Genomic DNA, 25,214 nt, shown 5'->3' on the forward strand with positions numbered 1-25,214 from the left:
TTAAAAAGGCGGCGCCGAAAAACTTTTATTTATCAACAGTTCATTTTCAGAATACCTATTGTGGATTTCCATCAGGCATAAGGGCCACAAGCCGCGCCATGGACTGGCGCAGATCTGCCTCGATCTCCGCCAGCGGGCGGGGAGGGTCCTCATGGCTGAAATACCGCGAAAAGGAAATGGCGCAGCCAATGCCGGTGCGCCCCATATCCAGCCGGGCTTCGGGGTCATACGGCTGGATCATCTGGCTGAACCATGCCTGCGGGTCATGCTCCATCCCTACGTGGAACGTCGTGCGCGCGGGTGCGCCATCACGGGCGGGGCGTGTCACCGTCAGGCTGCGGTACAGGAATTCCCGCCCCGGCAGGATGCGTGAAAACGCAATGCGGCGCATATCTGTCGCGCCATCCGGCGCCGGGGCATCGTGTGCCAGTACCTGCCATGATGCTGTTGCACCCTCCAGCCCATCGCACTTGATGATATCCGTTGCCGTATCGGCCATGCAGGCCTGTACCACGGCGGCGATATGGGCCTGTGTCATTTCCCGCCGCTTTTCACCACTGCCGGAGTTTGCACGCCGCCACAGGCCGGTCGCGTCAACCAGACGGATCCTGTCCCGCCGTGCCGCCGGCCTGTTGTTATCCAGTATCCATACATAGGTCGCGATACCGGTATTGACGAACATATCCGTGGGCAGGGCAATGATCGTGTCAATCAGGCCCTGGTCCACAAGATAACGCCTGATGGCGGATTCACCGGATTCCGCCCCACCGCCGGACAGCGCCGCCCCATGCGTCACCACGCCAACACGCGCGCCACCGGCACGCCTGCCACGCATATGGGCGACCAGATGCAGCATGAACAGCATGGACCCGTCCGATACGCGGGGCAGGCCGGGGGCAAAACGCCCGGCGTCACCTGTGGCATGTTCAGCCTGTATTGCGTCGCGGATAGGCCGCCAGTCCAGCCCGAAGGGCGGATTGGACAGCATGCGGGCAAAGCGGCGGCCCGCATGCCCGTCATGGGCCAACGTGTCGCCACTGGCGATATGCCCGGGCGCATGCCCGCGCAGCAGCATGTCCGCACGACATAGGGCACAGGCACGCGAACCGATTTCCTGACCGAACAGGTCCACCGTCACCCCGCGCGCCAGCAGGCGGTCCGCAGCCCGGCCAAGCAGCGCGCCCGTGCCTGCCGCCGGGTCATACAGGGTATGGTGCACCCCGGGGCCATCAGGGGCGAATACAAGGTCCACCATAAGGTCCGTGACCTCCGGCGGGGTAAAATGCGCACCCGTACGCTGACTGGTGGCAAAGTGGTGGACCAGTTCCTCGAACAGGCGGGCCATCGCCTCGCTGCCATATTGGGCAGGTGACAGGTCAAGGGCCGCGAAATGCGCCGCCATCGCCCTCAACCGGTCGCTACGTGCCAGACGCCGGGCGAGGGGCATGACCTCCAGATGGGAAAGGATATCTCGTACGCTGGCGGGCAGGCGCGCAATCAGGCGATCAAGACGGTCCACCGGGTCGGGCGCACCTGCTAGCGCATCCAGCCAGCATGCGGGACGGGCGCGTGACAGTTCCAGACGCCGCAGCATGGTAAACGCCAGTATGGCCGGCCCGTATTCCGCCGGCTCCATGCCGCCGCGCAACAGGTCGGCCACACGCCAGATAGCGGCAGCCGACAGCAGCGGGCGGGCAGGGGCGTCAACCACCGTCCGGCCTTAACGCGCCTGTTCTTCCGCCGCCGCCGCGCGCCACAGCGACAGGGCGACCGCAATGACCGTCGGCCCCATGAACAGTCCCAGCAGGCCGAACATATGCAAGCCCCCCAGAATGGCCGTCAGTACCGCAAGGAACGGGATGCTGGTGCTGCCACTGATCAGCTTGGGGCGGACAAAATGGTCCCCCGCGCCGTAGGCGATGGTGCCCAGAGCCGCCACGATGATCGCCTGCGTCACACCATTGGCGGCAAAGGTCATGAGCGTGGTGGCGCAGAGCAGGATCGGCCCGCAGAAGGGAATGATGCTGACCACCGCCGTCAGCAGCGTCAGCAATGCCGGGTGGGGCGTACCCGCGATGAAATAGCCAACCCCCACCAGCACGCCCTGGCCCAGGCCCACCAGCACCAGCCCCGCGACCGTGCCGCGCACGGCACCTACGGTGTTGCGCATGACCCCACCCGTCCGCTCACCCAGGAAACGGCGGCCTACGGCGCGGATATCGGTCACCAGCGCGTGCGATGCGGCCAGGTAGAAATAGACCGACAGCGTGGCGATGACGAAGGTTTCCGTCATTTCCATCAGCCGGTGCGGCAGTTCACGCCCGTCGCCGGTGGCGAACATGCGCGAGGCGACGCCGGTCCAGTGCCGCAGTTCATCCGGATCGGACAGGTAACGCTGCCACAGGGCTGACAGGCGCGGCCCGATGCGCGGGATTTCCTCCACCTGTGGCGAGACGGGAATGCCATCATGCAGCGCCCCGCGTCCCCATGCCATAAGCGAGGGCAGTTCCATGCCCGCCCTTACCGCCATGGCGATCATGGGGACCGCCAGCAGCGCGAAAATCCCCGCCGCGATCAGCCCTGCTGCAACCCGGTTGCCCATGCCGCGCCCGACCAGCCGGTGATACAGCGGATAGGTCGTGATGCTCAGGATACCGCCCCAGACAAAGGCGAACAGAAACGACTGTTCGATCCACGCGGAAAACAGCAGGACCGCGCATACAAATATGAAAGTCCCGATATACTGGGTCCGGCTCCGGTTTTCATCCATGTGGTATGATCTATTCCTGCTGTTCAGATTATGCGGTGTAAATGTCAGGCAGTGTAACACGACCCGCCTGACGCGTGGCCGCGTGTTTTCCCGTCCTGTAACATCTTCATGGTGGATACCACACGCTAGTGCGGCGGCCTTAACAACCGCTGAATATTTCAGCGTCCATTCAGGTCCGGCAGCAACCTGCGCATGAAATAACGTGGGAAGAAAGGCGGCGGCCCGTCAAGCTGCCCGAAAACCTCAAACCCCTGCTTTTCATAAAAGACACGCGCCTGGAACGCATAGGTATCAAGCCACATATGGGTGCAGCCACGCTGGCGTGCCGCCCGTTCGGCCATTTCCACCAGCCTGCGCCCCATGCCACGCCCGCGCAGGTGGGGGGCCACGGCCAGCATGTCGATATGCAGTTCTCCCCAGCGTGACTGCGCTACCAGCCCACCGCAGATCGTGCCCGCCGCCCGGTCACGGATCACGATGACAAGGTCATGGTTGTCGATATAGCCCACCACACCACGCGTAAAATCACGCAGGATGGCCAGCACCGCGTCTTCATCCGCCCGGGTGGGGTGGGGCAGGATGGTGATGTCCACATCCGTGCCGGATGATCCCGGCATACGGGCGCTGCATTCATCTGTTGTATTCATTCCGTTCCTTCCCGTCGCCGCTGCGCGACCAAGCGCATTTACGGTCCATGTCCATTGACGCAGGCCCGCCGCAGGGCCGGGCGATATTCACGCAGCACGGCACGCATCCGGTCACGGGCATCGGCCTGCCGTGCCTGTCGGTCCAGCATGTCCCACACCTTTGCCGCCACCGCACGCTGCTGGTGCAACGGCGGCAGGCACAGGTCAAGGGAGGCAAGGGTCACGGTGTCCACTTCGGGAAACACGCTGCCCCCCGCGCGCCGCCGCAACTCCGCAGTCGCCACGCGCAGCAGCAGGGCGGCATGGCGCAGGTCCACATCCCGCCCGCGCGGCACAAGCGCCTTGCACCCCTGGCTTACGGCGACGGCCGCCGTCGTCATGCCAACACGCCCCACTGGCGCACGGGTGGAGATGACCAGCGCGCCCGCTTCCACGCGCGTGGCCCGGCACGCCGCAAGTCCCGTGGTGGACAGGCCGCGCGCGCCACCGCCCACCCATGCAGGCGGCCCGGCGGGCAGGTCGGCGGGGGTCAGCCACGTCACATCATCCCCCCAATGGGCTGCGTTGCCCGTATCGGGCGTGCCACCGCCAACAATGTCAAACACGCTGCCCACGGGCCGTATCACCCCATGGCTCGGTACCGGCCCGGGCCATGGACCACCCCGTGGCAGGACCGCGTGATGGATGGCCGCGCGCACGTATTCATCTGCCACCGTCGCCTGTGCATCCAACGCACGCAACTGCCGGTCAATACGGTCCATGTGATGGTCCAGCGTCCGGGCAATCATGCGCTGGCGGGACAGGGGCGGGCAGGGCACGGGCAGGCTGTTCATGCGCGCGCGGGTCAGCTTGGGACGGGTCGTGCCCTCCACATACGCGCCAAACGACACGGTATTGAGCGCATGCGCCAGAAAACGGCCATCCACACCCCTGCGTGGCCGCAATACATGCACATGATTGCCTGCCCATAACAGGCCATCATGGAAAAATGCGACATCGCGCAGGGGATCGAAAAAGGGGGCGCTATCCTCGCCCAGCAGGACCATCGGGCCATCAAACAGCCCCTGGTCCACATATCCTGCAACGCCACTGGCCCCATGATAGGGGATGCCCCCCGGCCGGTTGGCGCGCTGCGCGCGGTTGAGCGGCACGCGCCGCGCATCAAGGCAGTCCACCAGCGCCCCAAGCGGAACCATGGGCCAGCATGGCGCCATCACGACCAGCATCCCCTGAAATCAGCCATTCCATGCCACCAGCCGCACTGCATGCGGTACGGGTGGCGGGAAAAGCACGACGTGTCAATCATGGCCGACACATGCTGGCGGCCTGTAGCGGAATGATATAAAAGCCCCCTGTTACCATACGGCAGACATGGCCATGCCCGACCATGGCTGACAGCAGGTTACATGACGCGTCCAACACAAGCCTTCGGGGCGGAATTCCGCTCCATCCTTGCCATTGCGGGGCCGATGGGCCTGTCGCAGTTTGTCCAGATGCTGATGGGGGCGACCGATGACGTGCTTCTGGGCGGGCTGGGGGCATCGGCGCTGGCGATCGGTGGACTGGCGACCGGTACGTTCTTTACGCTCAACGCCATCCTTGCCGCCGTGATCGAAGCCGGCGGCATTCTGCTGGCACAGGCCCACGGGCGACAGGATCATGCCAGTCTGGGCACCATCATGACCTCCATGCTGGCCGTGGCGCTGGCGCTGTGCGTGCCCGAACTGTTCTGCCTGTGGCATGTGGACCGTCTGCTGGCGTGGATGCACGAACCCGAAAGCCTGCGCGCGCCCGTCATCCATTTCGTGCATATGCTGATGTGGGCCGTGCCGCCCGCGCTGCTGGGGCAGGGGATCCTGACCACGGCGCTGCCGGTCATGGGGGCGCAGGGGATCCTGATGCGTGTCATGCCCTGCATCACGGTGGTCAACGGGGTACTGAACGCAACACTTATCCATGGGTGGTTCGGCCTGCCCGCGCTGGGCCTGTATGGATCAGCCACCGCCACGGTCATGACATTGTGGTGCATGCCGTTCATCATGCTGGCCTTTGTGGTGCGCAGGCCCGAACTGCGCGCGGCGCTGCGCCCGCGCGGGCATGAATGGGGCCATACCCTTGCGCTGCTGCGCACCGGGCTGCCCATGATGGCGGCCGCCATGGCGGAGGTCACGCTGTTCCAGGCCAACAGTCTTGAGGCCGCGCGGATGGGCAACAGCGCGCTGGCGGCGTTCCAGATCATGCTGGGCATGGGGGTGCAGTGCTTTGTGGTCTACATGGCGCTGGGACAGGCCTGCAATATCCGCGTGGGATACTGGACCGGGCGGGCGGACCCCGTGATGGTACGACGCACGGCATGGGCGGGCATGGTGCTGGGTATGGCCGTCGCATGCGTCATGGCATTGGTACTGGCGCTGGGGCGGCATGCCATCATCAGCCTGTACCTGGATGTTACCCTGCCGGAAAATGCCCATGCAGTCAGTCTGGCACTGGGCCTGCTGCTGGTCGGTGCGGCGTTCCAGATCCCCGATGCGGCGCAGGTGATTGTCACCGGCATCCTGCGCGGGCAGGGCGATACCGCGATCCCCATGATTCTGGCGGTTATCGGTTACTGGGGCATCGGGTTTCCCGGTGGGGTCTACCTTGCCTTCCACCATGGCATGGGGCCGTCGGGACTGTGGTGCGGCAACGGGATCGGACTGGTATCGGTGTTTGTGCTGCTGGCGGCGCGCATCGTGTGGCGCATGCGTCCGCAAACATTGTGCAGATCATAAAGAAGTTTTTGGAGAAGCTTGTTTTAAAAAGCTTCAGAAAATGCCGCCTTTTTGGGGGAAGGGGGCACCCAAAATTTTTATTATTTTATAAACTATTTATTTTAAAATAATTTCTACAGCCGCTTGTGCATTTCATCACGGATGGCATTGCACTTCTTGGTAAACACGCCCGCCTGTGACGCCGTCATGAAGTTGATGAGGAATGCACCCAGCAGCGAGCAGAAGGACAGGATGATCAACACCCGCCCCATCAGCGATATGATCCCGCCGTAATGCTCGGCTGAATACCACAGCAGCCCGAGACTGAGCACCGCGCCGAAGACCCCCAGCACGCCGGTGGAGCGGATAAGGGATTCCTCCTCACGGATGAAGGTGGAGGATTCCTGCCATAACAGGAACAGCTTGCGGTCCATTTCCTGAACTGCGGCGGCGTAGTCCTCCGTGTCATCCGGGTGCTGGTGGTCAGTGCCGCTACGGTGCAGTTCCAGTTCCTGCCGGGCCTTGGCAAAGACACGCCTGCGTTCCTTGATGGCGGGCAGGCTGATATCGACAAAGCTGAGGATGGCGACATTCAGACCCGCTGACAGCTGGATCACCGCCTGGAAATCACCCCAGATCACAGGTTGTCCCCATTGGGGCACACATGACTGCGCACTGTAAAAACCCTGACAAGTTGGATACGACCCGGCATGTTCATGCTGCATGCCTGCGGCCGGCGCGCGATACGATATGGCGGCACGCCTGCATTTAGGGTTAGCATGAAGTGCGATGAATATCCATGTTCCCTCCACCTATGAGGTCTACCGTGGCTGGCAGTCCATACAGGGGACCGGGCTGCAGATCGGCACGGCTGTCCTCCTCGCCCTTGCGCTGGGGATGGCTCTCGGCATGGTGGTATTCCTGCTGCCGACCTTCATAGCGTGTCGGCGCAAGGTCCATAATGCGGCGGTGGTGGCGGTGGTGAACTGCGCCACCGGCATGACCGGGGTCGGGTGGGTGATTGCACTGCTCATGGCCTGCGTGATGGAAACCGACACCCAGCGCCATGCCCGGCTGCGTCGTAGCGAACCGGCAACCTTCCTGAGCGTGCCCTGACACCTTGGCGTCCTGTTAAAAATTAAAGTTTTCGGGTGCCGACTTTTTGAAAAAGCTTCACCAGAAACTTCTTTCAGTTCGCACGATGCCTCAAAGGCAGGCTTCCCCAAAGCCCGGACAGCAGGGCATAGAAAAGGGGACACGCCCAACCGGCATGCCCCCCGTTTTGTCGACCCGATGTAATCAGGCGCGCATTACTGCTGCTTGTACAGCAGGCGCGCACGCAGGGTGCCCTTGAGCGCGCGCAGGCGGTCAAGGATGCGGTTGTCCTTTTCCACATCGCGTCCGGTATCCGCTTCGACCACCACGTAACCCAGTTCACCCGCCGTCTGCAGGTACTGTGCGGTGACGTTGCAGGATTCCGACGAAAAGATTTCGTTGATCTGCAACATGATGCCCGGCACGTTGCGGTGCACATGCATGAAACGCGTGCCATGCGGATTTTCCGGCAACTGCACGGTAGGGAAGTTGACCGCGCCCAGCGTGGAGCCGACGTCGGAGTATTCCACCAGCTTGCGCGCCACTTCCACGCCAATGCGCTCCTGCGCTTCCGCCGTGGACCCGCCGATATGCGGTGTCAGGATCACATTGTCCAGGCCACGCAGCGGGGTCTGGAATTCCTCGCCAGCCGCCTTCGGCTCCTTGGGGAACACGTCGATCGCGGCACCCAGCAGGTGGCCGTCCTTCAGGGCGGCGGCCAGCGCGTCAAGGTCCACCACGTTGCCACGGGCGTTGTTGATCAGGAACGACCCCTTCTTCATGGCACGGATCTGGGCTTCGCCAATCATGCCCGCCGTTTCCGGGGTTTGGGGCACGTGCAGGCTAACCACGTCGCTCTGCGCCAGCAGGGTTTCCAGCGTATCGACCGGCGTTGCATTGCCATGCACCAGCTTGTCGATCACATCGTAATAGAACACGCGCATGCCGAAGGCTTCGGCCAGCACGGAAAGCTGCGACCCGATGGAGCCATAGCCCACGATACCCAGCGTCTTGCCGCGCACTTCCCAGCTGTTGGTGGCGGATTTTTTCCAGATCCCGGCGTTGCATTCTTCCGACTTGGGGAAGATGCGGCGCATCAGCATCACGATCTCGCCCATGACCAGTTCGGCAACGGAACGCGTGTTGCTGTACGGCGCATTGAAAACGGGAATACCGCCTTCGCGTGCCGCGTTCAGGTCCACCTGGTTGGTACCGATGCAGAAGCAGCCGATAGCGATCAGGCGGTCAGCCTTCTCGATCACTTCGCGCGTCAGCTGCGTGCGCGAACGGATGCCAACGATATGCACGCCTTCCAGCGCTTTCTGCAGGGCTTCGCCTTCCAACGCCGTTTTCAGGCGGGTGACGTTTTCGTATCCGTTGTCCTTCAGCAGCTTTACGGCACTGTCATGAATGCCTTCAAGCAGGAGGATACGGATCTTGTCCTTGGGAAGGGAAAGATGTCCGTTTGATGGGCTGGTCATGTCGCGTGCTCCCGCTTCTGTACGGTCAAGATGGGTCCGTCCCTATCCGATTGGCCGCGCCCCCGCTAGGGGGAAAGATCAATTACCGCCGTTACTTTATGGCAATGCCCGGGGTCAGCAGTCCCGTCACACGGGGCAGCAGGCCGCCATCCCCCACCGCCAGGACCGTGCCATCACCATCAGCGCGCAGCTTCTGGCCAGCCCAGTCGGTCATGCACCCGCCAGCCCCTTCCACCACGGGCACAAGGGCGGCCCAGTCCCATATCTTCATGGTACATTCGGCGATGATGTCGATCTGTCCCAGGGCCAGCAGGCCATAGGCGTAACAGTCCCCACCCCAGCTTGTGCGCTTGGCGGCAGCAGCCAGCGCGTCAAAACCGGGCCGGTGGGGGGCATCAAGGATTTCGGGCGCAGTGCATGACAGTTCCGCCCGCCCTACATCGGCGCAGGCACGCGTGACCGGCCTGCCGGGCAGGGTGGAGACATACCGCGTGGCCTCACCACGCAGGCCGATCCACCGCTCCCCCGTCACGGGCTGGTCGATCATGCCCAGAACCGGGACATTGTCATGCAGCAGGGCGATCAACGTGCCAAAGGTCGGCCGCCCGGTCAGGAAGGCACGCGTGCCATCTATCGGATCGATCACCCACCGATACGGGCTGTCACCACCCTCCAGCCCGAATTCCTCCCCCATCACGCCAAAACCGGGCAGGCGTTCGGACAGTACGGCCCGAATCGCGCGCTCTGCCGTGCGGTCGGCTATGGTGACCGGGCTGGCGTCGGTCTTGTCATCCGCGCGCACGCCACGGCGGAAAAATGGCAGCACCACGCTACGCGCGACATCGGCTGCGGCGCCCGCCGCCTCCAGCACCGCAGCACGCGGAAACCCGGCGGGCAGGGCGGTCATCAATTCGTCTCCGGCTTGAGGGAGTTGAGGTAGGCGATCACGTCCGCACGCTCGGTTTCCGATGCAATGCCCGGGAACGACATCTTGGTGCCCGACGCGTATTCGGCAGGGGATTTCAGCCATACGGACAGGGTGGCGTTGGTCCACGTCTCGTCCTTGTGCGCCTTCAGCCCGTCCGAGAATTCATAACCCGGAATATCGCCCACATGCGTGCCGACCACGCCAAACAGGCCCGGCCCGATAATGGCAGGCCCCTGCGGCGCCATGCTGTGGCACATCGCGCACTGCCGGTCGGCTATGGCATGGCCCTTTTCCACGCTGGCCCTGGCCACCAGATCATCAATGGACGCGCCTGCGGGGGCCACCGGGTGGGGAATGGCCACGCCGGGCTTTGCCGGGATCTGCTCCGGCACGGTGGTATGGGCGATACCCCAACTGGCCCCGACCGCGATGACTGCGCAGAGGCAGGCGGCCCCGATCTGGTTAAGGCGTACACTGTCCATGAAATCGGGCGTCCTTCCCATACGGTTGCATGAAAACCGCTCCTTACCTAGACTGCCGCGCGCCCTGTGTGAAGCATGCACGGCAGCGGACGGCCCCCGCCGCCGCCACAGATACGGATGGCCCAGACCCAGATCCCATGAATCCCATTGTCCTGATTCCGGCCCGGATGGCCTCGACCCGGTTGCCGGGCAAACCGCTTGCCGACATTGCCGGCCGTCCCATGATTGTCCATGTGCTTGACCGCGCGCATGCCGCCGCTGTCGGCCCCGTGGCCGTCGCCACGGCAGAGCGTGAGATTGCTGATGTCGTAGAACGCGCGGGCGGCACGGCGGTCCTGACCGATCCCGCGCTCCCATCCGGGTCCGACCGCATATGGCAGGCATTGCGGCAACTGGACCCGCAGGGCGTGCATGATACCGTCATCAACCTGCAGGGCGACCTGCCCGGCGTTGAGCCCGAAAACCTGCGCGACGTGCTGCGCCCGCTGGCCGATCCGGGAACCGATATCGCAACCCTTGTCGCCCCGGTGCGTGACCAGGCGGAAGCCATGGCATCATCCGTAGTCAAGGTCGCCTGCACCTTCGGGCCAGATGCGCAGGTGGCGCGCGCGCTGTATTTCTCCCGCCTGCCCATACCCTGGGGGGATGGGCCGCTATGGCACCATATCGGTATTTACGCCTATCGCCGCGCGGCGCTGGCCCGCTTTGTCGGCCTGCCCGAAAGCGGGCTGGAAAAGCGTGAAAAGCTTGAGCAGCTTCGCGCGCTGGAAGCCGGCATGACCATGGGCTGCGCACGGATCACCACCGCACCCTTCGGTGTTGATACGCCTGCCGACCTGGAACGTGCGCGGACCACACTGGGGGTCAGGGCATGAACGGGGAACGCATCATCGCCTTTCAGGGGCGACCCGGCGCGTATTCGGACCTTGCGTGCCGACAGGCCAGACCGGGCTGGACCACGCTGCCGTGCCAGACATTCGCACAGACCATTGCCGCCGTGCATGACGGGCGGGCCGAACTGACCATGCTGGCATGTGAAAACAGCCTGGCGGGCCGCGTGCCCGATATCCATGCGCTGCTGCCACAGGCGGGGCTGTTCATCGTGGGGGAACATTTCCAGCGCGTGGAACACTGCCTGCTGGGTGTACCCGGCAGCACGCTGGACGATGCGCGCCGTATTCATACCCATCCCGTTGCCATGGCGCAGGTGCGTGGCATCATTACCGAACTGGGACTGGACCCGGTGGTGGAATTCGATACCGCTGGTGCAGCCGAGATGGTGCGCGAATGGGGACGCAAGGAAGACGTGGCCGTGGCTTCGGCGCTTGCAGCCGAACTGAACGGACTTGAAATCCTGCGCCGCAATGTGGAGGACGCCGCCCACAACACCACACGCTTCTATATCGCATCCCGCAGGCCTTTGACCCTGCCACCGCCCGGACCGGGATTCATGACCACGCTGCTGTTCCGCGTCAACAACCAGCCCGGCGCGCTGTACAAGGCACTGGGTGGCCTTGCCACGGCGGGGGTGAACATGACGCGGCTGGAAAGCTACATGCTGGAAGGGTCGTTTTCGGCCACGCAGTTCCTGATGGATGTGGAAGGCCACCCCGAAGCCCCGCCACTGGCGCGCGCGCTGGACGAACTTTCGTTCTTTTCGGAACAGCAGGAGATCCTGGGCGTCTATCCCGCGTCGCCCTTCCGGCCCAAACCCTGATGGGGTGGGCATGGCGGGCATGTTTTGCCCCCCGTGCCATTGTCTATATAACGGTATTGTCCGTCCCATGCCCCGGGGCTGACCACAGGAAACAACGTGCCGGACCCACCGGCGCATGCACAGCCACGACACAGGATCCAGGTGGAAACAACCATGTTCAAGGGTTCCATTACCGCCCTTATTACCCCCATGAACGAGGACGGGTCGCTGGATCTGCCCTCCATGGGCCGATTCATCGACTGGCAGGTCCAGCAGGGCGCATCCGCCCTGGTACCGGTCGGCACGACGGGCGAAAGCCCGACCCTGACGCATGACGAACATGCCAAGGTGGTGGAATTCACCATAAAATCCGTGGCGGGGCGCGTGCCCGTCATTGCAGGCGCGGGGTCCAACAGCACGGCGGAAGCAGTGGCCATGGCCCAGCAGGCGCAGCAGGCCGGGGCGTCAGGCGTGCTGGTGGTGACGCCGTATTACAACAAGCCGACGCAGGAAGGGGTGTACCGCCATTTTATGGCTGTGGCAGACGCCATCAGCATCCCGCTGATCCTGTACAACATTCCCGGCCGGTCGATCATCGATATCTCGGTCGATACCATGGCGCGGCTGGCGCAGCATCCCAATATCATCGGGGTGAAGGATTCCACCGCCAACCTGCTGCGCCCGCTGCTGGTGCGCCGTGCGGTGAAAAAGCCCTTCAACCAGATTTCGGGCGAGGACGGAACCGCCGTATCCTTCCTGGCAGCCGGTGGCGACGGATGCATCAGCGTGACCGCCAACGTTGCCCCGGCCCTGTGCGCGCAGGTGCAGCAGAGCTGGAATGACGGTCATGTGATGGAAGCCATGGAACTGCAGGACCGGCTGCTACCGCTGCATGACGCGCTGTTTTGCGAAAGCAATCCCGTGCCGGTCAAGTTTGCCGCAAGCGTGCTGGGCCTGATGGGGGAAACCTGCCGCCTGCCGCTGGCCCCGCTGAGTGATGCCAGCCGGGAAAAGGTCAAGGCCGCCCTGTCCGCCGTCGGACTGCTGGACTGACCCATGGCACCCAGGAACAAGGGCAGCGGCATGATCTCGACCGGGATCGCAGCCCAGAACCGCAAAGGTCGTTTCAACTATACCATCGTGGACACGGTGGAGGCGGGCCTTGTGCTGAAAGGCCCCGAGGTCAAGAGCCTGCGCATGGGCCGCGCCACCATAAACGAAGCCTATGCCGGTGAACGCAATGGGGAAATATGGCTGATCAACAGCTATATCCCCGAATATCAGGGCGGAGTACTGTCGCGTTTTGAACCACGTGCCCCGCGCAAGCTGCTGCTGCACAAGAAGCAGGTGGACAAGCTGCTGGGGGAAGTCGCGCGTGATGGCGTGACCCTTGTACCGCTGGACATCCACTTCAACAGCCGCGGCCTTGCCAAGCTGACGCTGGGCGTGGGTGAGGGGCGCAAGAAAGCCGACAAACGGCAGGCCATAGCCGACCGCGACTGGCAGCGCGACAAGGCCCGTCTGATCCGTAACAAGGGTGGCGATTACTGATCCCATCCCTGCGTGGCGGGGATGTGTCCGGCCGGAAACCCGTTTCGTTCGGTAACCAACCTGTAGGGCAGGGATATTATCGGTAAAGCCATGCGGCATTGCCACCTTTTTGAAAAAGGCGGCAATTGATGGCCTTTATTGATTTTTTCCCAGCAGGCTATGCCGCAGGCTAATCTGCGCACAGCACGCAGAATGCACAATAAAAAACAGGGCCGTCCCAATCGGGATGGCCCTGTTTCATTTTATCCGTTCATCCTGCCCACACCGCCATGCTGACGGGGTGGGACAGGGTAGGGGATCAGTCCACCGACAGTGCTGCTGCCTCAGGGCCTTTCTGGCCTTCGACAACCTGCACGTTCGCCGTCTGGCCTTCCGTCAGGCCGGACAGGCCCGAGCGTTCCAGCGCGGAAGCATGGACGAAAATGTCCTTGCCACCGTTTTCCGGCGTGATGAAGCCAAAGCCCTTCGTGGCGTTGTACCACTTGACCGTGCCGCGCATGTCCTGCGCATGCGACAGGTCAGGGGCGGGACGACCGGAGCGGGAGAACCCGCCACGCGCACCGGGTGCCGCGCCGAAAGCCGCACGCGGGCGCTCGGGCTGGGCCGTGCTCTCGTCAACGGATACGACGTTTGCGACCTGGCGCCCCTTGGGGCCCTGGCCGATCTGCACGACCAGCGTGGTGCCGGGCGCGACCGTCGCATGACCGGTGGGGTTCAGGGCATTGGCGTGCAGGAACACGTCACCCGAACCGTCCGACAGTTCTACAAAGCCGAAGCCCTTTTCGCTGTTGAACCACTTTACAGTGGCACTGATTTCCGGGCCGGATGCGACGATCTGGGGACCACCACCTCCGCCACCAAAGGAGCGGCGCGGCGGCGGGGCGCCACGATCACCAAATGAAGGTGACGACATGAAATCATCGTCAAACCCGCCGCGGCGCGGGGAGCGGGAGCTGCGGTCGGTCCTGTTACTTCTCAACGGTCGTAATCCCGAGGTCTAGGTGGTGGCTGCCCCATGGGGACATCACCGAATGAAAGCACGTTTGCAGGATAGAGACTGCCTGCATGTCGTTGACCGTCGTTACAGGCGGCATGCGGCTGCAGGAAAACATCCTCTGTCCTACGGTGACCCTAGCATAAATCGCATCGGCATCAACAACACCAAAGCATATTCCGGCCTTTGGTTTCCACACGAATTTGCATCTGTGAACAGTTTGTGAGGCCAGGGGTGCAAAAAACCGTGCAAAAAGATGCAGATTAAATTCAGGAATAATCTTGATTTTTACTCGCATTCGCACATTATAAAAATTAACGTTTCGATTCACATGCCCCACATTGGTAAGAAAACGATCCATGCCCAATCCACTTCCCCCACGCCGAGGGCGCGGCCGACCCCCAAAAATTGCCCGTGCGCCCGAAGGGACACGCGCCATGCTGGTCCGTGCGGGCGTTGGCCTGCTGACGGAAAAGGGTTTTTCTTCCACCTGCGTCGATGATGTACTGAACGCCACCGGCATTTCCAAAGGCTCGTTCTACTACTGCTTCAGCAGCAAGGAAGATTTCGGTCAGGTCCTGATCGACAGTTACGCCACCTATTTCAATACCAAGCTCGACCTGTGGCTGACCGACCGAGCGACGCCGCCGCTGCAGCGCATGCTCAATTTCATGCAGGACGCGCGGGCAGGCATGATGAAGCACCATTTCCGCCGGGGCTGCCTGATCGGCAACCTGGGACAGGAAATCGATATGCTGCCCGATTCGTTCAACGGCCTGCTGCTGACGATTCTGGAAGGGTGGGAACGCCGCGTGACAGACTGCCTGCTGGTGGCATGCGGCCCGAACCCGACCGCGGCACAGCGGAAGCAGTGCGCGCGTCTGTCACGCTATTTCTGGATCGGCTGGGAAGGGGCGGTCCTGCGCGCGCGCATGGAACATGATGCCGAACTGCTGGACCTGTTCGCAACCTTCTTCCTGGCGCAGGCAGCGGCCGAACTGGGGACCAGGGCGCCCGCCGTGTCTAGCCTGCCCGGATCGCCCGTACCGCCTGCGCACGCGCAAACAGCTCAAGCAGCAAACTGACGGCGGGGATCCGCGCACGCAGCGCGGGCGGGGCTTCGGCGGGTGGCGTATCGACAATGCGCCGCGCGTCCTGCGCCGCCAGCCGCAGCAGCATGTCCACATGCAGCGGGCTGGCCAGCCGCAGGTCCGGCAGGCCGGACTGACGCCGTCCCGTCAGGTCGCCCCCGCCACGCAGGCGGAAATCCTCATCCGCGATCAGGAACCCGTCCTCCGTCTCCCGCAGCAGGGCAAGCCTGCGCCGCGCGGTCTGGCCCAGTCCCGCATCGTGCAGCAGCAGGCAGTAGGATTCAGCCTGGCCCCGCCCCACGCGCCCACGCAGCTGGTGCAGCTGCGCCAGGCCAAAGCGTTCGGCATGTTCAATGACCATGACCGTGGCGTCGGGTATGTCCACGCCCACCTCGATCACCGTGGTCGCCACAAGGATACGGGTCTTTCCTGCTGCGAAATCGGCAATGGACTGCTCGCGCACCGCAATGTCCTGCTGGCCATGGGCCAGTCCCACGGCGCCTTCGCCAAAATGGGCGCACAGGGCAGCGTGACGGGCTTCAGCCGCGGCGATGTCGCTTGTCTCGCTTTCACTGACCAGCGGGCAGACCCAGAATATCCGCGCCCCACGCGCCAGTGCGCGCTCCATCCCCGCCAGCAGGTCCCCCATGGCCGACAGCGCATGCAATGATGTGCGCACCGGCTTGCGCCCCGCAGGCTTCACATCCAGCCGGCTGACCAGCATATCGCCCCACTGCGTCAGCAGCAGGCTGCGCGGGATGGGGGTGGCGGTCATGACCAGCACATCCGTGCGCGGGCCCTTTTCGCCCAGCATCGCACGCTGCTCGACGCCAAAACGGTGCTGTTCATCAATGACCGCCAGCGCAAGGTCATGGAAAACCACGCTGTCCTGAAACAGGGCATGGGTGCCGATCACCAGCCGCGCCGTACCATCGGCGATCATGGCCAGTGCCTCGCGCCGGGCCTTGCCCTTCACGCTGCCGCTGAGGAAGGCGACCGGCACGGGCGACAGTCTGCGGAAGGTGGCAAGATGCTGGCGGGCCAGAATTTCGGTCGGCGCCATCAGGGCCGCCTGATGCCCCGCTTCCACCGCCGCCAGCATGGCCAGAAGGGCGACCAGCGTCTTGCCCGCGCCCACGTCCCCCTGCAGCAGGCGCGTCATCTGGCGGGGGGCTGCAAGGTCGGCGTCGATTTCCCCCAGTGTGCGGATCTGGGCTGTGGTGGGTTCATGGCCAAAGCGCGACAGCGCAATGCGGCGCAGGCTGCCATCGCCCACCACCGCACGCCCTGGCCGCAGCCGGTTGAGCCTGCGGGCCTGTGCCATGGATACCTGCTGCGCCAGCAGGTCATCACAGGCCAGCCGCGCGCGGGCGCGTTCGGATGCGGCCACCAGCGCGTCACCTTCCAGCAGGTCGGGCATGTCATACGGACGGTGCAGCGTGCGCAACGCGTCCTCGAACCCCGGCCACTTACGCTGTTTCAGCACGCTGGCATCCTGCCATTCGGGCAGAGGGGGAAATACATCGAACGCCGCGCGCACGGCAGCACGCACCTGACTGGGGAACAGTCCCGCCGTCAGTGGCCATACCGGGTCCAGCAGCGGAATTTCCGCCATGCGGGCGGCGGGTACCAGATAGTCGGGATGGGCCATGTTCAGCCGGTCGCCAAAGCGCTCCAGCGTGCCCGATACGCATATGTCCTGTCCCGCTTCCAGCCTGCGGACCAGATGGGGGGAAAAGAACACCAGGTCCGCATCCGCCGTGCCGTCGGTCACGACAACCCGCCACGGCCGCTTGCCCCGGCCGCCACCGGGCGCTGGCGGCACGACGCGCGTGACCGTGACATGCAGGGTGCAGACGCGCCCCGTTTCCGCCTGCCGCAGGGTAGGCCGGTACCGCCGGTCCACCACCGATTCCGGCAGGTGGAAAAGAAGGTCGATCACCCGCCCGCCACCGGCCACCCGCGCCAGCAGCTTTGCCGTGGCGGGCTTTACCCCCTTCAGGGTCTCAACCCCCGCAAGCAGCGGGGCAAGAAGGGAATTGGCGGGCGGGGAGGCGGTATCGGACACGCGGCGGTTCATCCTGCGGGGTGGCATGCTTGTCATGCGGGCTGACAGATGCCCGCATCAGGGCTATAGGACACCTGCGTTACGGAACAAAACACAACCATCATGGGTGGAACGCAATGGAAGCCAGAACGCCAGACCTCTCGCGCCTCGATACACGACGGCGCAAGATATATTACCGCGCCACGCATCGCGGCACACACGAAACCGACGTGCTGATCGGCGGCTTTGTCGCCCCCCGGCTGGAAGGTATGACCGAAGCCCAGCTTGATGCGCTGGAAGCGGTGATGGACCTGCCGGATGCCGACCTGGCCGACTGGCTGAGCGGCCGTCGCCCGGTGCCGGATGAACTCAACACTCCCATGATGAAGGAAATCATGGCCGACGCCACCGACCCCGTGCGGCTTGCGGCGATCCGGGGCGGAAAATGAACGATACGGCAGGTTTCTCACTCGCACCCGGCGCACCACTTCCCGTATGGGGCGTGCCGGATGGGTATGACGCTTTCCTGCTGGCGCGCAGGGCAGGCGACCATGACGGGCCTGTCCTGCATGTCTGCCGCGATGACGCCTCCATGGCGCGCATCGCGGACCTGCTGGCCTTTGTCATGCCGGGGGCGGAAATCCTGCGTTTCCCGGGCTGGGACTGCCTGCCGTACGACCGCGTTTCCCCCAATCCCGCCATCGTGGCGGAACGGGTGGCGACACTGACCCGCCTGCTGGAAAAGGCCACCGCCCCCCGCATCGTGCTGACCACGGTCATGGGAATTGTACAGCGCGTGCCGCCGCGTGCGGCCTTTGCCGGGCAGTCGATCACCATCAAGGCTGGCGAAAGCCTTGATGCGCCGTTCCTGATGGAACTGCTGATCGCACATGGCTACAACCGCACCGACACGGTTATGGAACAGGGCGAATTTGCGACCCGTGGTGGTATTTTCGATATTTTCCCCGCAGGCGACAGCGAACCGGTACGCCTCGACCTGTTTGGCGACGAGGTGGAGAATATCCGCCGCTTCGACCCCGGTACCCAGCGTTCAACCGCGAAGGTCGACAGGCTGACCATGCGGCCGGTAGCGGATTTCAGCCTTGATCCTGCCAGTATCTCGCGTTTCCGCACCGGCTGGCGCGACCTGTTTGGCCCTGCTGCCGCCAATGACCCGTTATATCAGCACATATCCGATGGGCGTCGCCACGCGGGGATGGAACACTGGCTGCCCCTGTTTCATGAACAGATGGAAACGCTGGTGGACTACCTGCCCGGCGTGTCCATATCGCTGGCCAACCAGGCGGAAGAGGTGCTGGTCACCCGCCTGGAAATGATTGCCGACCATTATGACGCCCGCAGGCAGCCGACGCGCGAAGGCGAGGTGCCTTATCGCCCGCTGCCGCCGCACCTCATGTATCTCGACCGCAAGGGGTGGGATGCGATGATTGCGGGCCGCAAGGCCGTCGTGTTCATGCCCTTTGCCCAGCCTGACGGCGCGCCGGGCATGGATGCGGGCGGCAGGCCCGGCCAGATGTTTGCAAAGACCGTGACCGAGGGACGTGAAAACGTCTTCCCCATGCTGCATGCAAAGGTGGAGGAATGGTCCCAGACCGGCAGGCGTGCCTATGTCACGGCATGGAGCCGGGGATCGTGCGAACGCATTGGCGTGCTGCTGCGTGAATACCGCCTGCCGGTGCAGACCTATGCCACGTGGAAAGAGGCCCAGAAGCTGAAGCCCGGCACTGTCGGCCTGCTGACGCTGGGACTGGATCGCGGTTTCGTGGCGGACAACGTGGCGTTTGTATCCGAACAGGACCTGCTGGGTGAGCGGATTTCCCGTCCGCCGCGCCGCCGCAAGAAGGCGGACCAGTTCATATCCGAGGCATCGGAAATTGCCGAAGGCGACCTGATCGTCCATCAGGATTACGGCATCGGCCGTTATGACGGGCTGGAGACGATTGGCGTGGGCACGGCGCCCCATGACTGCCTGCGCCTGATCTATGACGGCAATGAAAAGCTGTTCCTGCCGGTCGAGAATATCGAACTGCTCAGCCGCTTTGGCTCGGATCAGGCCCATGTGGCGCTGGACAGGCTGGGTGGCGTGTCATGGCAGTCGCGCAAGGCGAAGATGAAGCAGCGCATCCGCGACATGGCGGGTGAACTGATCCGCACGGCCGCGGCACGTGCGCTGCGTGAAGCACCGGCCATTACGCCAGAGGACGGGATGTGGGACGAATTCTGCGCCCGCTTCCCCTTTGTCGAGACCGAGGACCAGTCCCGCGCCATTGCCGACGTGCTGGATGACATGGCGTCGGGCAAGCCGATGGACCGGCTGGTATGTGGCGACGTGGGCTTTGGCAAGACCGAGGTGGCGCTGCGCGCGGCCTTCGTCGCCGCCATGTCCGGTGCGCAGGTGGCGGTGGTGGTGCCGACCACACTGCTGGCCCGCCAGCATTACCGCACGTTTTCCGCCCGCTTTGCCGGGCTGCCGGTCAACGTGGCGCAGCTTTCGCGCATGGTCACGGCCAAGGAAGCCACCGCCGTGCGCAAGGGGCTGGCCGATGGCACGGTCAATATCGTGATCGGCACGCATGCGCTGCTGGCCAAGACCGTCAAGTTCGCTGATCTCGGCCTGCTGATCGTCGATGAGGAACAGCATTTTGGCGTGGCCCATAAGGAAAAGCTCAAGGCGTTGCGGGAGGACGTGCATGTCCTGACACTGTCCGCCACACCGCTGCCACGCACGCTGCAGCTTGCCCTGACCGGCGTGCGGGAAATGAGCCTGATCGCCACCCCGCCCACCGACCGGCTGGCGGTGCGTACCTTCATCATGCCATTCGACAGCGTGGTGATCCGTGAGGCGATCCAGCGCGAACGCTTCCGCGGCGGGCAGGTGTTCTGCGTCGTGCCGCGTATCGAGGACCTCGACCGCATGGCAGCCCGCCTGCACGAAATCGTGCCCGACGCCCGGCTGGTACAGGCCCATGGCCGCCTGACGCCAACCGAACTGGAGCGGGTCATGACCGAGTTCAGTGACGGCAAATATGACATCCTGCTGTCCACCAACATCGTGGAAAGCGGGCTGGACATGCCTGCGGTCAATACGCTGATCATCCACCGCGCCGACATGTTCGGGCTGGGTCAGCTGTACCAGCTGCGCGGACGCGTAGGCCGTGGCAAGCAGCGTGGCTATGCCTATCTTACGTGGCCGCAGACGCATGTGCTGTCGGCGGCGGCGCAGAAGCGGCTGGAAGTCATGCAGACGCTGGATACGCTGGGCGCCGGCTTCACGCTGGCATCCCACGATCTTGACCTGCGCGGGGCCGGCAACCTGCTGGGCGATGAACAGTCGGGCCATATCCGCGAAGTGGGCATCGAGCTGTACCAGCAGATGCTGGAAGATGCGGTGGCCGACCTGCGCACCGAAAAAGGGCGGCGCAAGCTGCAGGACCGCGATTGGACGCCCAACATCATCCTTGGCCTGCCGGTGCTGATCCCTGATAGCTATGTCACCGACCTGCCGGTGCGCCTGGGTCTGTACCGCCGCATCGCGGCACTGGCCAATGATGCCGAGGTCGAGGCGATGGAAGCCGAACTGGTGGACCGTTTCGGCACACTGCCTGACGAAGTGCGCAACCTGCTGGATGTCGTCACCCTGAAACGCATGTGCCGCGAGGCGGGCGTGGAACGGCTGGAAGCCGGCCCCAAGGGCATGGTCATCCAGTTCCGTGGCAACACGTTTGCCAACCCGGCGGGGCTGGTGGCATGGATTGCAAAGCAGAAGGAAGCCAATGTCCGCCTGCGTCCTGACCACAAGCTGGCAATCATACGCGAAATGACCAACGCCCAGAGGATCACGCAGGCACGCAAGGCACTGACGGCACTGGTCAGGCTGGCGCGGGAGGATGCAGACGTTCCGGCCTGAACATGCCAGCCGCCGGCACACGATACGCAACATGTGCGTATCTTGGGCAGTACGAGGGAAGGGGAGGGAAAGCAGGTATCGTCTGGGGCCGCCTGTATCCCCGCCCATGGAACATAATCAAGGTTTTTGGTGAAGCTTTTTTCAAAAGCTTCAAGGAACGCCGCCTTTTTGAAAAAAGGTGGCCCACAGAAACTTCTATTACTTCTGCTGGCGTATCAACGGATGGGCAGGGGAATGTGGTTGACGGTCATCACGCCACCTTCCCAGCTTACATCCCATGACGTACCACCGCCTGCGGCCTTGTGACCGAACAGCTTGGCCAGAATCAGCGCAGCACTTGCCCGCGTCTGGCCCGCGTTGCGCAGGGTCTCGATCACGGCGTCAAGGTTCTGCACCTGTATGTGGCCCGTAGCGGATGACGCATCGGTATTGCCGGTCAGGTTGGCGTCGCCATTACCCGTGATCTGCATGGTCCCGCGCTGGGCGTTCAGCGATGCGACATGCAACGGCACGCGCACGTTTTCCGATGGATGACCGGTAATGGCGGCAGCCAGCGGCACCAGCGAATCACCGGGGATCGATGCATTGGCCGTGGCCTGCTGCGGCAATGCACTGGCCAGCAGCGTGTTATGCGTGCCGGTTATGCCAATACCCTGTGTTTCCAGTGTCAGCGTGGCCGGGGCGCTGTCACCTTTGGCGCCCGCCAGATGCAGGTGCGCGCGGCGGAAAGACAGTTTTGTCTGACCGCTGGTCAGCAGGCCACCCTGCCATGTCAGGTCATAACTGTGTCCCGCGCGCAACCCGTCCATGATGGGGGTGGCAGCGGAAACGAAATAATCCTGTGCGCAGCCCTGTGAATGATGACCGGTCAGCGTCGCAAGCATGACGAGGGAAGCCACGTCCTCCATATCCCGCAGCGCCTGCGGGCCAAGCCCGGTACCGCTGGCCGCAATGTCAGTGGCATGAAACGTCTGGTCCGCATCCCCCGCCAGCGCCAGATCATAGCCATGCCCGGCAAGGGCGCTGTCGCCATGGGGCTGGCTGCTGGCGACCTGCACATGGCCGCATGTACCTGGAAGGGCCGAAGCCCGGGCCGACCCGATGCAGGACAGGGCCGCCAGGGCGGTGGTGATGAGTAATTTCTTCATTTGCGGCACAAGTTGGCGTGATTACGCGCCTGATGCAATCGGGTATGATATCCCATCGCGATGATGAAACATTTGTACTCATTGGCCCATGCTGCGCCGGATTGATTCCTTTCTGGCCTGCCTGCTGGCCACCGTGGCGCTGGCAAGCGTGCTGCCCTGTCACGGGGTGGGGGTCAAGGTCTTCAATATCCTTGCCATAATCATGATCGCGAACATGTTTTTCCTGCAGGGCGCGCGTCTGTCGCGCCGGGCGGTAATGGAGGGGATGCTGGGGTGGCGAATCCATCTTGCCATCCTGTCATGCACATTCGTCATGTTTCCCCTGCTGGGCATGGCGCTGCACGTGATATTGCCGGGCATGCTGGATACATCCATGTGGACGGGTATCCTGTTCCTGTGCTGCCTGCCGTCAACAGTGCAGTCGTCCATCGCGTTCACCTCCATCGCGCGGGGCAACGTGGCCGCCGCCATCTGTTCGGCCACGCTGTCCAACATACTGGGCATTTTCCTGACCCCGCTCCTGGTCGGCATCGTATTCGGCCGGCATGGTGACAGCGGTGGTGGGGGGATCATGCCCATCGTGCTGCAACTGCTGGTGCCTTTCATCGCGGGGCAGGTGGCCCAGCCATGGATCGGGGAATGGGCGCACCGGCACAGGAAACTGCTGTCCTTTTCCGACCGGGGATCAATCCTCGTCGTGGTCTATACCGCCTTCAGCGAGGCCGTGACCCAGGGGCTGTGGCATCGCCTGCAACTGGGGCGTGTGGGCGTGGTGGATGCCGGCCTGCTGGCGATCGTGCTGGGGCTGACCCTGCTGGTGGGACGGCTGGGCCGCTTTCCCCGCGGGGACCGGATCGCCATTGTATTCTGCGGGTCCAAGAAATCACTGGCATCAGGCGTACCAATCGCCAGCGTGCTGTTTTCGCATAACGATGTCGGGCTGATTGTCCTGCCGCTGATGATCTACCATCAGGTCCAGCTTTTCGTATGCGCGACACTGGCCCGCCGCATGGGCGCGCGCGGGGACGGGGACTGATCGGGTCATTCCCCCCTCGCGCATGTTCGCATGGCCCGGTATGTAGGCACGCCAGACAGGCCGGATGGGCCTGCAACCGCATGAATGGTGGAGAGAGATGACAGGACTGGATCCGGACAACTGGGATGGGCTGCGCGCCCTTGGCCACCAGATGGTGGATGACATGATCGACCGCCTGTCTACCCTGCGCGACCGACCGGTCTGGCAGCCCATGCCCGAAGCATTGCGCGCGCGGTTGCGGACCGGCCTGCCGCATGATCCCACCCCACCGGAAGAACTGTACGCCCGTTTCCGCGAACTGGTCGAACCCTATTCCACCGGCAATGTGCATCCCGGTTTCATGGGCTGGGTGCATGGTGGCGGCACGGCGGTCGGGATGCTGTCGGAACTGCTGGTGGGTGGACTGAACGCAAATTGCGGCGGCAGGGATCATGCCCCGATCGAAGTCGAGCGCGAGATCATCCGCTGGGCCGCCGAAATGTGCGGTTTTCCCGATACCACCACCGGGCTGCTGGTCACCGGGTCATCCATGGCGAACATGATCGCCGTCATCACCGCCAGCCGCGCCGTGCCTGATGGTCTGGACATGCGCGCGAGGGGCGTGGGCACGCGCAGGCTGGTGGGCTATGCCGCGGCTACCGCCCATGGCTGCATTTCGCGGGCGTTCGACCTGACGGGGCTGGGCACCGACGCCCTGCGCGTGATTCCGGTTGGCGCGGATAACCGCATGGTCCTGCCCGAACTGGAACGCGCCATTGCCCGTGACCGCGCGGCGGGGCTGGAACCGTTCATGGTGATCGGCACGGCAGGCACGGTGGATACCGGGGCGATTGATGACCTGAACATGCTGGCCGATATCGCGGCGCGGGAAAAGATCTGGTTCCATGTCGATGGCGCTTTTGGTGCGCTGGCCATGCTGTCGGACACATTGCGGCCCGGCCTGCGGGGGCTGGAACGCGCCGATAGCGTGGCCTTCGATTTCCACAAATGGGCGCAGGTGCAGTACGACGCGGGTTGTATCCTGGTCCGTCGTCCGGGCGCACAGGCCGCAGCCTTCGCCCAGTCGCGCGCCTATCTTGCGCGTGAGGACCGTGGTCTTGCCACCAACGCACCGTGGTACTGTGACCTTGGCCCCGACCTGTCCCGTGGTTTCCGTGCGCTGAAGGTGTGGATGACGCTGGGAACCTATGGCGCGGATGGCATGGGGAACATGATTGCCAACTGCTGCGCCATCGCCCGGCATCTTGCAGCCCGGATCGAGGCCAATCCCCGCCTGGAACTGCTGGCCCCGGTTACGCTGAACATCGTGTGCTTCCGCATCATCGCCCCGGTGGCTGATCTGGACCATTTCAATGGGGAGGTGGTGAAGGACCTGCATGAAAGCGGGATTGCGGCCCCTTCGACCACTGTCATCAACGGGCACAAGGCCATACGCGCGGCCATCGTCAACCACCGCACCACCAATGCGGATGTGGATCGCATGCTGGATGCGCTGCTGGAACTTGCGGACCGTCGGCTGACGGCTGGCTAAAACACGGCTAATAAAAAATAAAAGTTTCTGGATGCTGCC

Annotated in this window: 23 protein-coding genes; 11 read left to right on the forward strand and 12 right to left on the reverse strand. The window is 63.6% G+C overall.

Features of this window, described 5'->3' with window-relative positions; translation table 11 throughout:
• Positions 1-55: 55 nt before the first annotated feature.
• The 4 genes from AC1RQ9_RS14140 to AC1RQ9_RS14155 form a co-directional block, all read right to left on the reverse strand.
• Complete coding sequence (locus AC1RQ9_RS14140) at positions 56-1,711, reverse strand: HsdM family class I SAM-dependent methyltransferase (RefSeq protein ID WP_485987460.1); 1,656 nt, start codon at positions 1,709-1,711, stop codon at positions 56-58.
• Between the two features lie 9 nt (positions 1,712-1,720).
• Positions 1,721-2,770 (reverse strand): AI-2E family transporter, encoded by a 1,050-nt coding sequence (locus tag AC1RQ9_RS14145; protein WP_193732021.1) that lies wholly within the window; start codon positions 2,768-2,770, stop codon positions 1,721-1,723.
• A gap of 158 nt (positions 2,771-2,928) precedes the next feature.
• Positions 2,929-3,417 carry a GNAT family N-acetyltransferase gene (locus AC1RQ9_RS14150; protein WP_485987461.1) on the reverse strand — a complete coding sequence of 163 codons (489 nt, stop codon included), beginning with the start codon at positions 3,415-3,417 and terminating at the stop codon, positions 2,929-2,931.
• Positions 3,418-3,455: 38 nt separating this feature from the next.
• Positions 3,456-4,643 (reverse strand): restriction endonuclease subunit S, encoded by a 1,188-nt coding sequence (locus AC1RQ9_RS14155; protein ID WP_485987462.1) that lies wholly within the window; start codon positions 4,641-4,643, stop codon positions 3,456-3,458.
• A gap of 180 nt (positions 4,644-4,823) precedes the next feature.
• Here AC1RQ9_RS14155 and AC1RQ9_RS14160 point away from each other — a divergent pair, with 180 nt between their 5' ends.
• Positions 4,824-6,188, forward strand: a complete 1,365-nt coding sequence (locus tag AC1RQ9_RS14160; RefSeq protein WP_485987463.1) for an MATE family efflux transporter — start codon at positions 4,824-4,826, stop codon at positions 6,186-6,188.
• Positions 6,189-6,301: 113 nt separating this feature from the next.
• Here AC1RQ9_RS14160 and AC1RQ9_RS14165 read toward each other — a convergent pair whose 3' ends face one another.
• The gene (locus AC1RQ9_RS14165; protein ID WP_193732028.1) at positions 6,302-6,808 is read right to left on the reverse strand and encodes a hypothetical protein; all 507 of its coding nucleotides are present in this window, start codon (positions 6,806-6,808) and stop codon (positions 6,302-6,304) included.
• Positions 6,809-6,956: 148 nt separating this feature from the next.
• On the opposite strand from AC1RQ9_RS14165, the gene AC1RQ9_RS14170 reads away from it, so the two are divergent.
• Complete coding sequence (locus AC1RQ9_RS14170; RefSeq protein WP_193732029.1) at positions 6,957-7,283, forward strand: superinfection immunity protein; 327 nt, start codon at positions 6,957-6,959, stop codon at positions 7,281-7,283.
• 194 nt (positions 7,284-7,477) lie between these two features.
• Here the strand turns inward: AC1RQ9_RS14170 and serA are convergent, their stop codons facing one another.
• From serA to AC1RQ9_RS14185, 3 genes are all read right to left on the reverse strand, one after another.
• Entirely contained in the window at positions 7,478-8,743 is a 1,266-nt protein-coding gene (gene serA / locus AC1RQ9_RS14175) for a phosphoglycerate dehydrogenase (protein WP_193732030.1), read from the reverse strand.
• Between the two features lie 91 nt (positions 8,744-8,834).
• Positions 8,835-9,650, reverse strand: coding sequence for an inositol monophosphatase family protein (locus AC1RQ9_RS14180; protein WP_485987464.1), 816 nt, complete (start codon positions 9,648-9,650; stop codon positions 8,835-8,837).
• A complete protein-coding gene (locus AC1RQ9_RS14185) occupies positions 9,650-10,153 on the reverse strand; it encodes a c-type cytochrome (protein ID WP_485987466.1) in 504 nt (167 codons plus the stop codon). The genes AC1RQ9_RS14180 and AC1RQ9_RS14185 overlap by 1 nt, the downstream gene beginning before the upstream one ends.
• 137 nt (positions 10,154-10,290) lie before the next feature.
• Between AC1RQ9_RS14185 and AC1RQ9_RS14190 the strand changes: the two genes are divergently transcribed.
• The 4 genes from AC1RQ9_RS14190 (at position 10,291) to smpB (ending at position 13,400) form a co-directional block, all read left to right on the forward strand.
• Positions 10,291-11,028: a 3-deoxy-manno-octulosonate cytidylyltransferase gene (locus tag AC1RQ9_RS14190; RefSeq protein WP_485987467.1), complete on the forward strand. Its 738-nt coding sequence runs from the start codon at positions 10,291-10,293 to the stop codon at positions 11,026-11,028.
• Positions 11,025-11,870, forward strand: coding sequence for a prephenate dehydratase (locus AC1RQ9_RS14195; RefSeq protein WP_485987468.1), 846 nt, complete (start codon positions 11,025-11,027; stop codon positions 11,868-11,870). Before AC1RQ9_RS14190 ends, AC1RQ9_RS14195 begins: the two co-directional genes overlap by 4 nt.
• A gap of 153 nt (positions 11,871-12,023) precedes the next feature.
• The gene (gene dapA / locus AC1RQ9_RS14200; RefSeq protein ID WP_485987478.1) at positions 12,024-12,902 is read left to right on the forward strand and encodes a 4-hydroxy-tetrahydrodipicolinate synthase; all 879 of its coding nucleotides are present in this window, start codon (positions 12,024-12,026) and stop codon (positions 12,900-12,902) included.
• 3 nt (positions 12,903-12,905) lie between these two features.
• Complete coding sequence (gene smpB / locus AC1RQ9_RS14205; RefSeq protein WP_025438569.1) at positions 12,906-13,400, forward strand: SsrA-binding protein SmpB; 495 nt, start codon at positions 12,906-12,908, stop codon at positions 13,398-13,400.
• Between the two features lie 298 nt (positions 13,401-13,698).
• Here smpB and AC1RQ9_RS14210 read toward each other — a convergent pair whose 3' ends face one another.
• Together AC1RQ9_RS14210 and AC1RQ9_RS14215 are read right to left on the reverse strand one after the other, a co-directional pair.
• Entirely contained in the window at positions 13,699-14,379 is a 681-nt protein-coding gene (locus AC1RQ9_RS14210) for a cold-shock protein (RefSeq protein ID WP_010507903.1), read from the reverse strand.
• Positions 14,369-14,755 carry a hypothetical protein gene (locus AC1RQ9_RS14215; RefSeq protein ID WP_485987469.1) on the reverse strand — a complete coding sequence of 129 codons (387 nt, stop codon included), beginning with the start codon at positions 14,753-14,755 and terminating at the stop codon, positions 14,369-14,371. The genes AC1RQ9_RS14210 and AC1RQ9_RS14215 overlap by 11 nt, the downstream gene beginning before the upstream one ends.
• On the opposite strand from AC1RQ9_RS14215, the gene acuR reads away from it, so the two are divergent.
• Complete coding sequence (gene acuR, locus AC1RQ9_RS14220) at positions 14,754-15,479, forward strand: acrylate utilization transcriptional regulator AcuR (RefSeq protein WP_485987470.1); 726 nt, start codon at positions 14,754-14,756, stop codon at positions 15,477-15,479. The two genes, AC1RQ9_RS14215 and acuR, sit on opposite strands and share 2 nt — an antisense overlap.
• On the opposite strand, the gene recG is transcribed toward acuR, so the two are convergent.
• The gene (recG, locus tag AC1RQ9_RS14225) at positions 15,418-17,565 is read right to left on the reverse strand and encodes an ATP-dependent DNA helicase RecG (RefSeq protein ID WP_485987479.1); all 2,148 of its coding nucleotides are present in this window, start codon (positions 17,563-17,565) and stop codon (positions 15,418-15,420) included. The genes acuR and recG overlap by 62 nt on opposite strands.
• 104 nt (positions 17,566-17,669) lie before the next feature.
• On the opposite strand from recG, the gene AC1RQ9_RS14230 reads away from it, so the two are divergent.
• Together AC1RQ9_RS14230 and mfd are read left to right on the forward strand one after the other, a co-directional pair.
• Positions 17,670-17,981, forward strand: coding sequence for an FAD assembly factor SdhE (locus tag AC1RQ9_RS14230; protein ID WP_193732037.1), 312 nt, complete (start codon positions 17,670-17,672; stop codon positions 17,979-17,981).
• Positions 17,978-21,460: a transcription-repair coupling factor gene (gene mfd / locus AC1RQ9_RS14235; RefSeq protein ID WP_485987472.1), complete on the forward strand. Its 3,483-nt coding sequence runs from the start codon at positions 17,978-17,980 to the stop codon at positions 21,458-21,460. The genes AC1RQ9_RS14230 and mfd overlap by 4 nt, the downstream gene beginning before the upstream one ends.
• 215 nt (positions 21,461-21,675) lie before the next feature.
• On the opposite strand, the gene AC1RQ9_RS14240 is transcribed toward mfd, so the two are convergent.
• On the reverse strand, positions 21,676-22,608 hold the full coding sequence (locus tag AC1RQ9_RS14240) for a hypothetical protein (RefSeq protein WP_485987473.1): 933 nt from the start codon (positions 22,606-22,608) through the stop codon (positions 21,676-21,678).
• An 88-nt stretch (positions 22,609-22,696) separates the two neighbouring features.
• On the opposite strand from AC1RQ9_RS14240, the gene AC1RQ9_RS14245 reads away from it, so the two are divergent.
• On the forward strand, positions 22,697-23,644 hold the full coding sequence (locus AC1RQ9_RS14245) for a bile acid:sodium symporter family protein (RefSeq protein WP_485987475.1): 948 nt from the start codon (positions 22,697-22,699) through the stop codon (positions 23,642-23,644).
• 97 nt (positions 23,645-23,741) lie between these two features.
• Positions 23,742-25,175 (forward strand): pyridoxal phosphate-dependent decarboxylase family protein, encoded by a 1,434-nt coding sequence (locus AC1RQ9_RS14250; protein ID WP_485987476.1) that lies wholly within the window; start codon positions 23,742-23,744, stop codon positions 25,173-25,175.
• Positions 25,176-25,214: the final 39 nt, after the last annotated feature.

Source organism: Komagataeibacter ossonobensis (genome assembly GCF_057359305.1).